Source organism: Enterobacter sp. BRE11 (assembly GCF_031844285.1).
Lineage (GTDB): Bacteria > Pseudomonadota > Gammaproteobacteria > Enterobacterales > Enterobacteriaceae > Pantoea.
This window is the reverse complement of the sequence record NZ_JAUZUX010000003.1, coordinates 72931-88150: the sequence shown is the minus strand read 5'-3', so window position 1 is coordinate 88150 and position 15220 is coordinate 72931. Positions and strand designations below refer to the sequence as shown.

Here is a 15220-nt window from a genome sequence, read left to right as displayed (position 1 = left end):
TTTCGTCAGGCGTATCTGGCGCAGTCAGTTGTTAACGCCCAGCGCGCAGCACCCGCAGCGTACTCAAGATACGCAAAGCGCCGCGCACTGCCCGGATGCAAGTGGCCGACCAGCCTGATGAGAAGCGCTCTACGTCTGACCCGCCGGATCACAACTAAGAGGTCATGATGAGTACAGAGATTAAAACCCAGGTCGTGGTACTTGGGGCTGGTCCTGCAGGTTACTCTGCAGCCTTCCGTTGCGCTGATTTAGGTCTGGAAACCGTACTGGTAGAGCGTTACAGCACCCTCGGCGGTGTCTGTCTTAACGTGGGCTGTATCCCGTCAAAAGCGCTGCTGCACGTTGCTAAAGTGATCGAAGAGGCGAAAGCCCTGGAAGAGCACGGCATCGTGTTTGGTCAGCCCTCTACGGACATCAATAAAGTCCGCACCTGGAAAGAGAAAGTCATTAACCAGCTGACCGGCGGTCTTGCTGGTATGGCGAAAGGTCGTAAAGTCAAAGTGGTTAACGGCCTGGGCAAATTCACTGGGGCAAATACTCTGGTTGTGGAAGGTGAAGGCGGCGCGACCACCATCAACTTCGACAACGCTATTATCGCGGCCGGTTCTCGTCCGATCACGCTGCCGTTTATTCCGCATGACGACCCGCGCGTATGGGACTCTACCGATGCGCTGGAGCTGAAAGAAGTGCCGGAGCGTATGCTGGTGATGGGCGGCGGTATTATCGGTCTCGAAATGGGTACCGTTTACCATGCGCTGGGTTCGCAGATTGACGTGGTCGAGATGTTCGATCAGGTTATCCCGGCCGCCGACAAAGACGTGGTGAAGGTCTTTACCAAGCGTATCGCGAAGCAGTTCAATCTGATGCTGGAAACCAAAGTTACCGCGGTTGAAGCGAAAGAAGACGGCATTTACGTCACCATGGAAGGCAAAAAAGCGCCGGCCGAACCGCAGCGTTACGACGCGGTGCTGGTGGCAATCGGCCGCGTGCCGAACGGCAAAGGTCTGGATGCCGGTAAAGCGGGCGTGGAAGTGGACGATCGCGGCTTTATCCGCGTCGACAAGCAGATGCGCACCAACGTTCCGCACATCTACGCTATCGGCGATATCGTCGGTCAGCCGATGCTGGCGCATAAAGGCGTACACGAAGGCCACGTGGCGGCAGAAGTTATCGCCGGTATGAAGCACTATTTCGATCCGAAAGTGATCCCGTCAATCGCCTACACCGAGCCGGAAGTGGCATGGGTCGGCCTGACTGAGAAAGAAGCGAAAGAGAAGGGCATCAGCTACGAGACGGCGACCTTCCCGTGGGCGGCCTCTGGCCGTGCTATCGCCTCTGACTGCGCTGACGGCATGACCAAGCTGATTTTCGACAAAGAGACGCATCGCGTCATCGGCGGCGCGGTTGTCGGCACCAACGGCGGCGAGCTGCTGGGCGAAATCGGTCTGGCAATCGAGATGGGCTGCGACGCGGAAGATATGGCGCTGACGATCCATGCGCACCCGACGCTGCACGAGTCGGTTGGCCTGGCGGCTGAGATCTTCGAAGGCAGCATCACCGACCTGCCGAACCCGAAAGCGAAGAAGAAGTAATTTTTTTGCTGGTTCAGAGAAAGCCTCCGAAAGGGGGCTTTTTTATTGGCGGCTTATTTTGATTTCACTAAATCGATGATGAGCTCGCGAGGAAAAATAGTTTCCTCCGATTGCTCAATCTCATCTATTGTCCACCAGTGATATCTTCGAATGACGCGTTGTTCAGTATGACTCCAGCCGGTAACGTCGATCTCCTGACCCTTCACCCACACCCTAAAGAAACGCTCCTCGGCGAGAACGGCCTCTCCATCTGGCAGCATCATCGTAAAGCTTCTTTTCGCTAACTGCGGGCTGACCGTTTTACATATAAAGCCCGTCTCTTCGTACAATTCGCGCAAGGCCGCCTCTTCGAAAGATTCATCCCCTTTAAGCCCGCCACCTGGCGTTGCCCAGTACGATTCACCTTCAAGTGCATCATTTTGATGATGAAAATGAAAGAGGAGGATACGATTTTCAGGTGACAGAACAATCAATCTTGAGGCCGAACGTGTGCGCATAATCATTCTCTCGGTATGGCTGGGAATGGCTTAGGTTAACTTCAGGCTGTAAGCGCTGAGGGCTGGCGATTACAGGATGCAGATGAAGGAACAGGATGAACGATAAGCACCATGGGGAAGACCCTTTTTCTCATTAATTTTATAACTTACTGATTTTTAATGTTTTTATATTATCCCTGTAAAAAAGGGTTTTTTAAGAGATTTTGGTCAAAAATGAGTTCTTTTGAGTAGGTTAGAGTGTATGAGCAACAGTTCACTGCCGTACAGGCAGCTTAGAAATCCCCGTGAAAGTTCTTTTATTTGTTGATGGTGTTCACTGCCGTACAGGCAGCTTAGAAATTCCTGCACCTCCACATTTCCTGATGCGTTGTGTTCACTGCCGTACAGGCAGCTTAGAAAATCAGGATAGATATGCTCTGTGTAGTAACCAGGTTCACTGCCGTACAGGCAGCTTAGAAACACCAGCAGTTTATCGATATCGAGAAGCGCTTCGTTCACTGCCGTACAGGCAGCTTAGAAAGCCTCCAGAATTAATGAGCGACGTCGCTGTTAGTTCACTGCCGTACAGGCAGCTTAGAAATCGCCGGAGTATTCGCTCCCTGATCCCGGTGAGTTCACTGCCGTACAGGCAGCTTAGAAACATGTGTGCGCAAATCTCGATTCGTTAAACGTGTTCACTGCCGTACAGGCAGCTTAGAAAGTTTTCGGCATAGGGCGTAGCAGGGGCAAAAAGTTCACTGCCGTACAGGCAGCTTAGAAAGGTTATCAAAAAATGGCTGGGAGAGAAATCATGTTCACTGCCGTACAGGCAGCTTAGAAAAAAGAGTATCCAGGTAGGCGAGCACTGCAAAAGTTCACTGCCGTACAGGCAGCTTAGAAAACGCAGGACACGAAGGAGCAGGGCCTGGCTGCGTTCACTGCCGTACAGGCAGCTTAGAAACTTGCGTGAAGACGCCTGGTGCCAGATTTCTGTTCACTGCCGTACAGGCAGCCGAAAGCACATACGCTTTGCCTCTATCCTGTCAGGCATACTCTTACAATGATAAAACTCATAACTCCCACCTTCCTGTTTCCAGCAAAACTAGGTCAAAAAGTTATACTCCCATCCAACACTACCACTCCTGACCGTGCCTTTATGCTGCGACTAAAACCAGGAACGAACCCACGACATCTTTCTCACTTCAGCCCTCACTCATCAGCTAGCCCATAAACGCCAAAACCGCACTTTTTTACCCTGTTAATTATGTTGTGTTTTTGTAAACAGATTAACAAACAGCCTGAACCCTGCTATGCTGCCCCACGCGGAACCGGGCACCTTACCCTACTCATGGAATGCTTTGTCACCAGGGTGCACCGGAAACCCATACAATGTGAGCGAGGAGAACGTCGTGCTAGTAGAATACCGTAAGCACGTTGCCGAGCGTGCCGCCCAGGGGATCGTACCTAAGCCGTTAGATGCTTCCCAGATGGCCGCGCTGGTTGAACTGCTGAAAAACCCGCCAGCGGGTGAAGAAGAATTCCTGACCGATCTGTTGGTCAACCGTGTCCCACCCGGCGTTGATGAAGCCGCCTACGTTAAAGCGGGTTTCCTTGCCGCGGTGGCTAAAGGCGAAACGACCTCTCCTCTGGTATCCCCCGAAAAAGCGATTGAACTGCTGGGCACCATGCAAGGCGGTTACAACATTCATCCGCTGATTGACGCGCTGGACGACGCAAAGCTGGCGCCGATTGCCGCCAAAGCGCTGTCTCACACACTGCTGATGTTTGACAACTTCTACGACGTTGAAGAAAAAGCGAAAGCGGGCAATACCCATGCGCAGCAGGTGATGCAATCTTGGGCGAATGCCGAGTGGTACCTGTCACGCCCCGAGCTGGCAGAAAAAATTACCGTCACCGTGTTCAAAGTGACCGGCGAAACCAACACCGACGACCTCTCTCCGGCGCCGGATGCCTGGTCGCGTCCGGATATTCCACTGCACGCGCTGGCGATGCTGAAAAACGCCCGCGAAGGCATCAACCCGGATGAGCCGGGCAACGTCGGCCCGATCAAGCAGATTGAAGCGCTGCAGGCCAAAGGCTATCCGCTGGCTTACGTCGGCGACGTCGTCGGCACCGGCTCTTCCCGTAAATCCGCGACCAACTCCGTTCTCTGGTTCATGGGCGAAGATATCCCGAACGTCCCGAACAAAAAAGGCGGCGGTCTGGTGCTGGGCAGCAAAATCGCGCCAATCTTCTTTAACACGATGGAAGATGCGGGCGCGCTGCCGATTGAAGTTGACGTCGGCGAGCTGAATATGGGCGACGTGATCGACGTCTATCCGTACAAAGGCGAAGTGCGTAACCACGAAACCGGCGAACTGCTGGCCAGCTTTACGCTGAAAACCGACGTGCTGATCGACGAAGTACGCGCCGGCGGCCGTATTCCGCTGATTATCGGCCGCGGCCTCACCAGCAAAGCACGCGAATCGCTGGGCCTGCCGCACAGCGACGTCTTCCGTCAGGCGAAAGACGTGGCGGAAAGCACGCGCGGCTACTCGCTGGCGCAGAAAATGGTCGGCCGCGCCTGCGGCGTCGATGGCATCCGCCCTGGCGCTTACTGCGAACCGAAGATGACCTCGGTCGGTTCTCAGGACACCACCGGCCCAATGACGCGCGACGAGCTGAAAGATCTGGCGTGCCTCGGCTTCTCCGCCGACCTGGTGATGCAGTCGTTCTGCCACACCGCCGCCTATCCGAAGCCGGTCGATGTCAACACGCACCACACGCTGCCGGACTTCATTATGAACCGCGGCGGCGTCTCGCTGCGTCCGGGCGACGGCGTGATCCACTCATGGCTGAACCGCATGCTGCTGCCGGATACTGTCGGCACCGGCGGCGACTCGCATACCCGCTTCCCGATCGGCATCTCCTTCCCGGCAGGCTCTGGCCTGGTGGCTTTTGCCGCTGCGACCGGCGTGATGCCGCTTGATATGCCTGAATCCGTGCTGGTGCGCTTTAAAGGCAAAATGCAGCCGGGCATCACCCTGCGCGATCTGGTACACGCTATTCCGCTGTACGCCATCAAGCAGGGCCTGTTGACCGTTGAGAAGAAAGGCAAAAAGAACATCTTCTCTGGCCGCATTCTGGAGATTGAAGGTCTGCCGGATCTGAAGGTCGAGCAGGCGTTCGAACTGACCGACGCCTCGGCCGAGCGTTCGGCCGCGGGCTGTACCATTAAGCTGGATAAAGCGCCGATCGTTGAATACCTCAGCTCCAATATCGTGCTGCTGAAGTGGATGATCGCGGAAGGCTACGGCGATCGCCGTACGCTGGAGCGCCGTATCCAGGGCATGGAAAAATGGCTGGCGGATCCGCAGCTGCTGGAAGCGGACGCCGACGCCGAATACGCGGCGGTGATCGAGATCGATCTGGCCGATATCAAAGAGCCGATCCTGTGCGCGCCGAACGATCCGGACGACGCACGCCTGCTCTCTGACGTGCAGGGCGAGAAGATCGACGAAGTGTTTATCGGTTCGTGCATGACCAACATCGGCCATTTCCGCGCGGCAGGTAAACTGCTCGACAGCCATAAAGGCCAGCTGCCGACCCGCCTGTGGGTGGCGCCGCCGACCAAGATGGATGCGGCTCAGCTGACCGAAGAGGGCTACTACAGCGTCTTCGGCAAGAGTGGCGCGCGTATCGAGATCCCGGGCTGCTCGCTCTGCATGGGTAACCAGGCGCGCGTGCAGGACGGCGCAACGGTGGTTTCCACCTCGACGCGTAACTTCCCGAACCGTCTCGGTACCGGCGCCAACGTCTATCTGGCATCGGCGGAACTGGCTGCGGTTTCTTCCCTGCTCGGCAAACTGCCGACGCCGGATGAGTACCAGCAGTTCATGGCGCAGGTGGATAAAACCGCCAGCGACACCTACCGCTACCTCAACTTTGACCAGCTGGATCAGTACACCGATAAAGCGGACAACGTGATTTTCCAGACGGCGGTCTGAGTGACCAACTAAAAACCGAAGGGGCGATAATCGCCCCTTTTTCTTTTGCTTTTTCCCCGCAATAATGTCGCCCCGATCTCACTTTAGCGTTGATGATGCGCACACACTATTTTGGTGCGGATTCACTCGCGTCATTAACCAAAGGGTTAGCCCATGGAATACGAATTTTTACGCGATCTCACCGGACAGGTGAAAGTACGCATGTCGATGGATCACGAAGCGGTGGGCCACTGGTTCAACGAGGAAGTGAAAGAAAACCTGGCGCTGCTGGACGAGGTTGAAGCCGCGATGCGCAGCATCAAGGGCAGCGAGCGTCAGTGGCAGCGCATCGGCCATGAATATACGCTGTGGATGGACGATGAAGAGATCATGATCCGCGCCAACCATCTCGCCTTAGAGGATGACGGGCTGGAAGAGGGCATGAACTACTACGACGAAGAGAGCCTGTCGTTCTGCGGCGTGGAGGATTTTCTCGCCGTGATGAACGCCTACCGTCAGTTTCTACAGGGTCGCTAAGTCAGCTCGCCCATTCCCAGGGATTAAGCAGCTGCACGCCCATGCCGGTAAAGTCCTTTACGTTGCGCGTGACCAGTATCATATCGTGCTGCCAGGCGATGGCGGCAATAATGGCGTCGTTCGCGGCGCGTTTATCCGGCACCTGCAGCCGGGCGCAGTAGCGCGCCGCTTCTGTTTCAAAAGGCAGAATGCGATCGCTGAACTCTGTCAGCACCGCCGTTTCAAACCATTCACGCAGGCGGGCAGCCTGAGCAACCTCGCGACGCGCCACCTGAGCAATGCCTTTCTCTATTTCCATAATGGTGATCGCCGAGAGAAACAGATCGCCTGCATCGACGCTATCGGTCCACGCAGAGACGGCAGGATCGATAGCGCGCGTGCGCGCCTTGCGCAGTTCGGAAATTACGTTGGTATCCAGCAAATATCTCATGACAAATCGACGTCCCTGAAATCGATGTCGCCACGTTCCGGCGCAAAGTCGATCGCCGCCACATCGGGCATCGCCAGCGCGTCCTGAATATTGCGACGCGTGCCGGTCAGTTTTTTATATGCCTCAAAAGTGAGTAAAACGTGAGCGGGTTTGCCGCGATCGGTAATGTAGACCGGGCCTTCCTCCGCCGCTTTTTTCGCGTTCGACACCTGCTGGTTAAACTCTCTGCTCGACAGCGTGAAAATTTTCATCGCGCGACTCCTGCTTTGTAGTGACGTTGCTACATTTTAACCGGGTCGGGCATTTTTTCAACTACCAGCAGAGCGAATATACCGCTGACAGGCTGAGTTAACGACTTTGCGGTTTAAGCTTTGCGTAGCGGTACGCAAAAGGGCAAGCTCTGTGGAACCCTACATTAAGGACAATCATGATGTTTTCTTTGACAAAACTTCTTGCCGCTTCGCTGCTGTTCAGCGCCGCGCTCGCTCAGGCTTCGATAAACGATGAGGGTCTGGCGGCTGTTGCGCAGCAGGAAGAGCAGGCGCTGAAGGCGCGTATCGGCATCGCCATCATTGATACCGGCGCAGACAGCGTCGCCAGCTATCGCGGCAATGAGCGCTTTCCGCTTAACAGCACGCATAAGGCGCTGTTGTGCGGCGCGCTGCTCAGCGCGCAGGATAAAGGCAAACTGCGGCTTGCGGATCGCACCCGGTTCGATCGCACCGCGCTGGTCGCCTATTCGCCGGTCACCGAAAAGTTTGTCGCGCCCGCCGGGATGAGCTGGGGGCAGCTCTGCGAGGCGGCTATCGGCTGGAGCGATAACACCGCGGCGAATCTGCTGGCGAACAAGCTGGGCGGTCCAGTCGCGGTGACGCGTTTTTTCGCCGATCTGGGCGACAAGGTCACGCGGCTCGACCGCCTCGAGCCTGAGCTGAACAGCGCCATACCGGGCGATATGCGCGATACCACCACGTCGCTGGCCGTCAGCGAGACGCTGCAAAAGCTGACGCTGGGAACGGCGCTAACGCCCGCTTCGCGCGCGCAGCTGCTGCAGTGGATGCGCGATGATAAGGTCGCCGGTGCGCTGCTGCGTTCGGTTTTGCCAGCGGGATGGAGCATCGCCGACAAAACCGGCGCTGGGGAGTCTGGTTCGCGGTCGATTATCAGCGTGGTATGGCCGGAAAACGGCAAGCCGCTGATTATTGCTGTCTATATTACGCAAACAGAGGCGACGCTTGCGCAGAGCAATGCGGCGATCGCCCGCATCGGCAGGGCGATTTTCGCGACGGTGCGCGCGCCGCGTTAAAGGCAAAAAGGCTCCGATCGCCATCAGAGCCTTTTTTCACGCGCCTGTCAGACGCTGCTGGCGACCGCCTGCGGCTCTTGCACCTTCTTTTCATCGACAATTGGCTCAACCTTGCCCATCAGGAACAGATAGTTGAGGATGCCGATCACCACAAGCACGGCGGAGAAGACCAGTGCCCAGGTAAAGTGTCCGGTGGCGCCGACAATGGCGCCGGTAATAATCGGGCCGACCGCGCCGCCCATATTCGACACCGTGTTCTGTAGCCCGGCGACAATAGAAACGCTGTTCTTCGGCGCGACGTCACCCGGCAGTGCCCACACCTGCGAGGCGGCAACGGTCGTGCCCGACTTGGCGATACAGAGCAGCAGCACGGTCATAAGCACCGACTCGGTAAAGGGTGCGAAACCGATACAGAGCGCCATCAGCAGGCCAATGGTCAGGAAGAGCTTGCGCGTGGCGGTCAGCGACAGCACCTTTTTATGCACCATGCGATCCGACGCCCATCCCGCCAGCACCTCGATTACCATGCCGCAGATGAGCGGCAGTGCGGCAACGAAGCCCATCTTCAGAAAGTCCATGCCCTTGTCTTTGACCAGGTAGGTCGGCAGCCAGGTAATGAAAAAGTAGGAGGTGTAGTTGATAGTGAAAAAGCCGATGCACATCGCCCAGATATTGCGGTAGCGCAGCAGCCGGTACCACTTCATTGGGCGCACGCCTTTCTCACCGTGCTTCTGCGCCTGGCCGTCGCGGATCAGCCGCACTTCGTTCCGGTCAATCTTTTTATGATCTTCCGGGTTTTCGGCGTAGATAAAATACCAGGCGATCACCCAGAACAGGCCGATGGCGCCGATCACCAGGAAGGTGATGCGCCAGTCCACCATGGCGATCATCCAGACGATCAGCGGCATCGCCACCGCGCCGCCGAATTTCGAGGCGCTGTCGAACAGCCCCGATACGGTGGCACGCTCGCGATCCGGGAACCAGCGCGCGGCAATGCCCGCGTTGCTGGGATAGGCGGCCGCTTCGCCGACGCCCAGCGCCAGGCGCAGCGCCAGCAGCGATTTAAAGCCGGTCGCCAGTCCCATCGCCATGGTGGCGATTGACCACCAGCCGACCGCGATGCCGAGCCCTTTTTTCTGACCGAAACGATCGGCGAACCAGCCCGCCGGGATTTGCAGCAGCGCATAGGACCAGAAGAAGGCGGCCATAATCAGGCCCATCATCTCCGGGTTGATCTCCAGTTCGGTGATCAGATGCGGCGCGGCGGCGGAGAGCACCGTCCGGTCAATATAGTTGATGGCGACTGCCAGCCACATCAGGCCAGCGATCCACCAGCGAATTTTGGTCGAGCGCAGCGTAGGGTTCATCATTATTTTCCACTCGAATCAGGTTGCAGGCGAGGGCGGCGCTTATGCCAGCCCGTTCATGACGTTGATCGGCCGCTCGTCCTGACGGACGCACTGCACAATCTGCGCCACGCAGCGTTCACCGATGGCGCTAATGGCGCCGTCGGTGTAGCCCGCGATATGCGACGTCGGGATAAAGTTCGGCAGGCTAAACAGCGGATGCGAGGTCAGCGGTTCCTGAACAAAAACGTCGGCCGCCGCGCCAGCAATCACGTTGTCCTGCAGCGCATTAAAGAGATCCTCTTCATTCACGACGCCGCCGCGCGAGACGTTGATCAGGAAGGCGCGCTTCTTCATGCGGCGCAGGCGGGCACCGTCGAACAGGTCGCGCGTCTCGTCGGTCAGCGGCGTGTGCAGCGTAATGAAGTCGCTCTCTGCGGTGAGCTGGTCGAGACTGACAAAGGTAACGCCGTGCTCGGCGGCAAAGGCCTCGTCAGGATAGAAATCAAAGGCGATCACGCGCATGTTGAAGCCTTTCGCGCGCAGCGCCACCTGCTTGCCGATATTGCCCAGGCCGACAATGCCCAGCGTTTTGCCGTAGACGTCGGTAGCGAAGATACGCGGCCAGCCACCCGCGCGCGTTTCCGTGACCGCCTGCGTCAGCTGGCGCGCGGCGTTGAGGATCAGCGCAAAGGCGAAGTCGGCGACGGCGTGCTTGTTGGCGTCCGGTACGTTGGTGACATAGATGCCGCGCGCGCGCGTGGCGTCGAGGTCGATATTATCGACGCCGACGCCATGCTTGCAGACGATCTTCAGCTGCGGGGCCTGCACCAGCAGCGCCTCGTTAACCTCGGTAAAGGCGACAATCATCGCCACGGTCTCCGGCAGATGCGGCGCCAGCGCTTCAGGCGTTGCGTCGGCGGGCAGGGTCACCAGCTCAAAGCCGTGCTGTTTCAGGGTATCGATCGGCGTCGTGTCATATTTAGCGAACGACGGCGAGGTGCAGATTACTTTCATCGCGTTTCCCAGGGGATAAGTCGAACAGGCAAGGGCAGCAACGGCTGCCCTGACGGTCATTACTTCAGGTACTGATTGACGACCTGACGAATCTTTTGCTCTTCATCGGCGCTGAATCGCACCGAGTAGCGGCTCTCGCCGACGTCATAGCCCAGCAGCGAAACTGCTTTTTTCACCGCTGCCGGCGAGAAGCCGATGCTGTAGAGATCGGTGCGCAGGCCGGTAACGTTCTCCTGTGCCGCGCGCGACCCCTCAATATCGCCTGCGTTGAAGCGCGCCCAGATGGCGTTGATCTCTTTTGGCGCGGCGTTGGCCAGGCCGGAGATACAGGCGGAGCAGCCGTCGACGAAGCCCTGATGGATTAGCGAGTCCGGCCCGTTAAGCACGTCGAAGTTATCAATGCCTTCCGCCGCCTTAATAAAGCCGCTCAGGCTCTCATAGCTGCCCGCCGAGTCTTTGATGCCGATAATGTTGGGATGTGACGCCAGAGTACGTACGGTTTCCGGCTGCAGCGTGTTGCCGGTGCGCGCCGGAATGTTGTAGAGAAACAGCGGCACATCCAGCGCGTCAGCCACCGTCTGGTAGTGGTAGATCAGCTCGTCCTGCTTAAGCGGCACGAAGTAGGGCGTGATCACCGACACCGCCTCCACCCCGAGCTTCGCAATCTGTCTGCCGAGACGGATGGTTTCGCGCGTCGAAATCTCGCCGATATGGGCGACAACCGGCGCGCGGCCGTTCACCTCATCGACGCAGGTTTCGGTAACCGCGATCTTCTCCTGCTCGTTGAGCACAAAGAACTCGCCGTTGGTGCCGCCGCAGAAGATGCCGTTGCCCGCATCCAGCTGGCGTTTTACCTGCTCGCGCTGGGCTTCAGGGTTATAGGCGCCTTCCCGATCGAAACAGGTGACGATAGCGGTCAATACGCCGGTAATTTTCTGGCTCATACAATCCTCTTTATTCCTGATGTGAAGGAAACAGCGTCAGGTAGACGTCGCGAACGTCATGTGCGCTGACGGCAGCGGGCACGTTCTTCATCAGACGCTGCACGTCGAGCGCCGCTTCCACTAAATAGGGCAGGTGATCCGGGCCGATGCCCAGCTCTTCAAGGCTGGCGGGCAGCTGCAAACGTTTAACCAGCGCGGTGAAGTAAGCCACCAGCGCGTGCGATTTGCTCTCATTATCCAGCGAGGTATCTGCATCCGGCAGCAGATCGTAGGCCTGAGCGAATTTGTCCACTGCGGCTGGTCGCACAAAGGCCATGCAGGGCGCCAGCAAAATGGCGTTGGCGACGCCGTGCGGCAGATGATATTTGCCGCCCAGCGGATAGGACATGGCGTGCACCAGATGCGTGCCTGCATGGGCGATCGCCGCGCCGCCGTAATAAGAGGCCCACAGCATATCCAGCCGCGCCTGCAGGTTGTGCGGCTCGGCAACGGCGGTTTCGAGGCTGGCGAACAGCTTTTTCATGCCGATCAGCGCGTAGTTGTCGCTTACCGGGTTCGACACCGTGGCGGTGAAGCATTCAATCAGATGACAAAGCGCATCGATGCCGGTCGAAGAGGCGATATGCGGCGGCATGCTGGTGGTCAGCTCCGGCACCAGCGCCACAAAATCGGGCAGCATCACCGGCGAGATAATGCCGACTTTGGTTTCACGCTCCGGGATCGCCAGGATGGCATTGGGCGTCGCCTCTGAGCCGGTGCCTGCAGTGGTCGGGATCAGCAGTGAGGTGGTGCGCGCGGTTGGCTTTTCACCCGCCAGCAGCGCCTCCAGCGACGGGGCGTTATCGACGCACAGCACCGACAGCAGCTTAGCGACGTCGAGCACGCTGCCGCCGCCGACGCCGATCACCATATCCACGTCGCGCCCAGGCAGCGCCGCCAGCACGGCGGCAACGTCGTGCTGGCTCGGCTCCGGCGGCACGCTGTTAATCACGCTGACGCTGGCGATATGCTGTTTCAGTTGAGCGATAAGCGCCTGCACCGCCGGAATGGTTTCAATATTCTTGTCCGTCACCAGCAGCGCGCTGGCTTTTCCTTTCAGCAGATAGCTAATGTCGTTCAGCGCCTGAAAACCGCTAATTACCGTGCTGTTGATATTCATCTCATACCCTTATTACGACGAATCTGGAGCAAATGATTAGATTTGCTCATATTAGTGCGATATCTGTCACTTGCTGTGCCTAAATTTATAGGGCATATCGATTTCGATTAATTTGATCTTGCTCACATATAATCAATCATGATTGAATATAATCATTCACAGCGGCATACGGCCGAATCAGGAGAGAAGATGACGCAGAGGTCATGGAAAACGCCCGTGCTGGTGATAGCCGATGACTTTACCGGCGCGAACGACGCAGGCAGCGGACTGGCGCAGGCGGGCGCGCGCGTGCATGTCCTGTTCAGCAGCGAGACGCCGCTGGATAGTGCCGCCGCCGACGTCTGGGTGATCAGCACCGACAGCCGCGCCGTCAGCCCCGCAGAGGCGGCGGCGCGGACTGAAGCGGTGGTGCGTCAACATCAGGCTTTTATCGCCCAGGGCTGGCTGTTTAAAAAGATCGACTCCACGCTGCGCGGCAATATCGGCGCCGAAGTGCATGCCGCGCTGGCCGCCAGCGGCAAAAAGCGGGCGCTGATCGTGCCTGCCGTACCACGGCTGGGCCGCGTCACGCGCCGCGGCGAGGTGCGGGTGAACGGGGTACCGCTGACCGAGACCGAATACGCCAGCGATCCAAAAACGCCGGTGATCAGCGCGCGGGTATTAACGCAGCTCGGGATCGCGGGCGTCGAGATCGATCTTGCCGCGCTGCGCAGCGATCGTTTTGCCGCGTTGCTGGCGGAGCAGCAGGGCGCGGTGGTGATCGATGCGGAAAGCGAAAGCGACATTGCGCTTATTCTGACCGCCGCCGCGCAGCTTGACGAAACTCCGCTGCTGGTTGGCGCCGCCGGACTGAGCGATGCGCTCGGCGCGCAGCTGGCGGCACGCCACCCCGCGCCGGTGCTGGCCGTTATCGGCTCGATGAGCGCCAGCGCCCAGCAGCAGATCGCGCGGCTGGCGGCGCAGCGAGATATCGCGCTGGTGGATATCGATATCCGCCAGCTGTTTGAACGCCCTTGCTGGCCGAATAGCACGCAGTGGACAGAGCAGGCGCTCGCCGCGCTGCGCAATGGGCGGCATACGGTGATCCGTACCTGTCAGCGCGCCGATCAGCGCCATGAGATCGACGCGCTATGCCAACAGCAGCAGATCACACGGCAGCAGCTTGGCGAGGCGATTTGCCAGTTTCTGGGCGAACTGACCCTGACCATCAGCCGCGCGCAGCGCCCGGCCGGGCTCTATCTCTCCGGCGGCGATGTGGCGATTGCGGTCGCGCAGGCGCTGGGCGCCAGCGGTTTTCAGATTCAGGGCATCGTGGCGGGTTGCGTGCCGCACGGCGTCCTGCTTAACAGTGAATTTACCCTGCCGGTGATGACCAAAGCGGGCGGTTTTGGCGACGAAAACACCCTGGTAGCAGCCATTCGTTTTATCGAGGAGAAGTCGAGTGAGTAAAATTATTGCGGTGACCATGGGCGATCCGGCGGGCATCAGCCCAGAGATCATTATCAAAGCGCTGGCGGAAGGCGACCTTAACGGCGCGCCAGCGGTGGTGGTGGGGTGCGCGGCGACGCTGCGCCGCATCCTTGCGCTGAATATTACCCCACAGGTCGAGCTGCGCGTGCTGGATAGCGTAAAAGAGGCGCGCTTTGCGCCAGGCATCGTCAACGTTATCGACGAGCCGCTGGCCGATCCGCAAGCGCTAAAGCCTGGCGTGGTGCAGAAGCAGGCGGGTGATCTTGCCTGGCGCTGCGTGAAGCGCGCCACCGAGCTGGCGCTGGCGGGCGATGTTCAGGCCATCGCCACTGCGCCGTTGAACAAAGAGGCGCTGCACTCGGCGGGTCATCTTTATCCCGGCCATACCGAGCTGCTGGCGCACCTGACCGCCACCAAAGATTACGCGATGGTGCTCTATACCGATAAGCTAAAGGTCATTCACGTTACGACGCATATCGCGCTGCGCAAGTTTCTCGATACGCTGAACCAGACGCGTATCAAGACGGTGATCGGCATGGCAGATACCTTTCTGCGCCGCGTGGGCTTTGAGAAGCCGCGTATCGCGGTAGCAGGCGTCAATCCGCACGCTGGCGAAAACGGCCTGTTTGGCGATGAGGAGATCACCACTGTCGCGCCTGCGGTGAAGGCGATGAAAGAGCAGGGCATTGAGGTTTTCGGCCCCTGCCCGCCAGATACGGTGTTCCTGCAGTGTCAGGAAGGACAATATGACATGGTGGTGGCGATGTATCACGATCAGGGACATATCCCGCTGAAACTGCTTGGCTTTTACGACGGTGTCAATATCACTGCTGGCCTGCCGTTTATCCGCACCTCTGCGGACCACGGCACCGCTTTTGATATCGCATGGACAGGTAAAGCGAAGTCTGAGAGCATGGCGATCTCCATTAAACTCGCGATGCAGCTAGCATAGGGAAA

Annotated in this window: 13 protein-coding genes and 1 CRISPR repeat array; of the genes, 6 read left to right on the top strand and 7 right to left on the bottom strand. The window is 58.2% G+C overall.

Annotated features, from left to right (window positions below):
* Window positions 1-167 precede the first annotated feature (167 nt).
* Window positions 168-1592, top strand: a complete 1425-nt coding sequence (gene lpdA / locus Q9R34_RS04240) for a dihydrolipoyl dehydrogenase (RefSeq protein WP_033749657.1) — start codon at window positions 168-170, stop codon at window positions 1590-1592.
* A 53-nt stretch (window positions 1593-1645) separates the two neighbouring features.
* Here lpdA and Q9R34_RS04235 read toward each other — a convergent pair whose 3' ends face one another.
* Window positions 1646-2089, bottom strand: a complete 444-nt coding sequence (locus Q9R34_RS04235) for an NUDIX hydrolase (protein ID WP_485892512.1) — start codon at window positions 2087-2089, stop codon at window positions 1646-1648.
* Between the two features lie 251 nt (window positions 2090-2340).
* Window positions 2341-3088: direct repeats of the CRISPR family, unit length 28 nt; unit sequence GTTCACTGCCGTACAGGCAGCTTAGAAA.
* A gap of 389 nt (window positions 3089-3477) precedes the next feature.
* Here Q9R34_RS04235 and acnB point away from each other — a divergent pair.
* Window positions 3478-6075 (top strand): bifunctional aconitate hydratase 2/2-methylisocitrate dehydratase, encoded by a 2598-nt coding sequence (gene acnB, locus Q9R34_RS04230; RefSeq protein WP_434126863.1) that lies wholly within the window; start codon window positions 3478-3480, stop codon window positions 6073-6075.
* Window positions 6076-6228: 153 nt separating this feature from the next.
* Window positions 6229-6591, top strand: coding sequence for a protein YacL (yacL, locus tag Q9R34_RS04225; protein ID WP_103793960.1), 363 nt, complete (start codon window positions 6229-6231; stop codon window positions 6589-6591).
* A gap of 1 nt (window position 6592) precedes the next feature.
* Here yacL and Q9R34_RS04220 read toward each other — a convergent pair whose 3' ends face one another.
* Both Q9R34_RS04220 and Q9R34_RS04215 read right to left on the bottom strand, forming a co-directional pair.
* Window positions 6593-7021 (bottom strand): PIN domain-containing protein, encoded by a 429-nt coding sequence (locus Q9R34_RS04220; RefSeq protein WP_485892511.1) that lies wholly within the window; start codon window positions 7019-7021, stop codon window positions 6593-6595.
* Window positions 7018-7272, bottom strand: a complete 255-nt coding sequence (locus Q9R34_RS04215; RefSeq protein ID WP_434126861.1) for a type II toxin-antitoxin system Phd/YefM family antitoxin — start codon at window positions 7270-7272, stop codon at window positions 7018-7020. The genes Q9R34_RS04220 and Q9R34_RS04215 overlap by 4 nt, the downstream gene beginning before the upstream one ends.
* A 179-nt stretch (window positions 7273-7451) precedes the next feature.
* Here Q9R34_RS04215 and bla point away from each other — a divergent pair, with 179 nt between their 5' ends.
* Window positions 7452-8327 carry a class A beta-lactamase gene (gene bla / locus Q9R34_RS04210; protein ID WP_485892509.1) on the top strand — a complete coding sequence of 292 codons (876 nt, stop codon included), beginning with the start codon at window positions 7452-7454 and terminating at the stop codon, window positions 8325-8327.
* A gap of 47 nt (window positions 8328-8374) precedes the next feature.
* Here the strand turns inward: bla and Q9R34_RS04205 are convergent, their stop codons facing one another.
* From Q9R34_RS04205 to Q9R34_RS04190, 4 genes are read right to left on the bottom strand one after another with little or no spacing between them, the layout of a single operon-like run.
* The gene (locus Q9R34_RS04205) at window positions 8375-9694 is read right to left on the bottom strand and encodes an MFS transporter (protein ID WP_485892637.1); all 1320 of its coding nucleotides are present in this window, start codon (window positions 9692-9694) and stop codon (window positions 8375-8377) included.
* Between the two features lie 42 nt (window positions 9695-9736).
* Complete coding sequence (locus tag Q9R34_RS04200) at window positions 9737-10690, bottom strand: phosphoglycerate dehydrogenase (protein ID WP_485892508.1); 954 nt, start codon at window positions 10688-10690, stop codon at window positions 9737-9739.
* 59 nt (window positions 10691-10749) lie between these two features.
* Entirely contained in the window at window positions 10750-11634 is an 885-nt protein-coding gene (locus tag Q9R34_RS04195) for a dihydrodipicolinate synthase family protein (RefSeq protein ID WP_485892506.1), read from the bottom strand.
* A gap of 10 nt (window positions 11635-11644) precedes the next feature.
* Window positions 11645-12793: an iron-containing alcohol dehydrogenase gene (locus tag Q9R34_RS04190; protein WP_485892505.1), complete on the bottom strand. Its 1149-nt coding sequence runs from the start codon at window positions 12791-12793 to the stop codon at window positions 11645-11647.
* A 189-nt stretch (window positions 12794-12982) separates the two neighbouring features.
* On the opposite strand from Q9R34_RS04190, the gene dtnK reads away from it, so the two are divergent.
* Both dtnK and Q9R34_RS04180 read left to right on the top strand, forming a co-directional pair.
* On the top strand, window positions 12983-14242 hold the full coding sequence (gene dtnK, locus Q9R34_RS04185; RefSeq protein WP_485892504.1) for a D-threonate kinase: 1260 nt from the start codon (window positions 12983-12985) through the stop codon (window positions 14240-14242).
* Window positions 14235-15215 (top strand): D-threonate 4-phosphate dehydrogenase, encoded by a 981-nt coding sequence (locus tag Q9R34_RS04180; RefSeq protein ID WP_485892503.1) that lies wholly within the window; start codon window positions 14235-14237, stop codon window positions 15213-15215. The genes dtnK and Q9R34_RS04180 overlap by 8 nt, the downstream gene beginning before the upstream one ends.
* The last annotated feature ends 5 nt before the right edge of the window (window positions 15216-15220 follow it).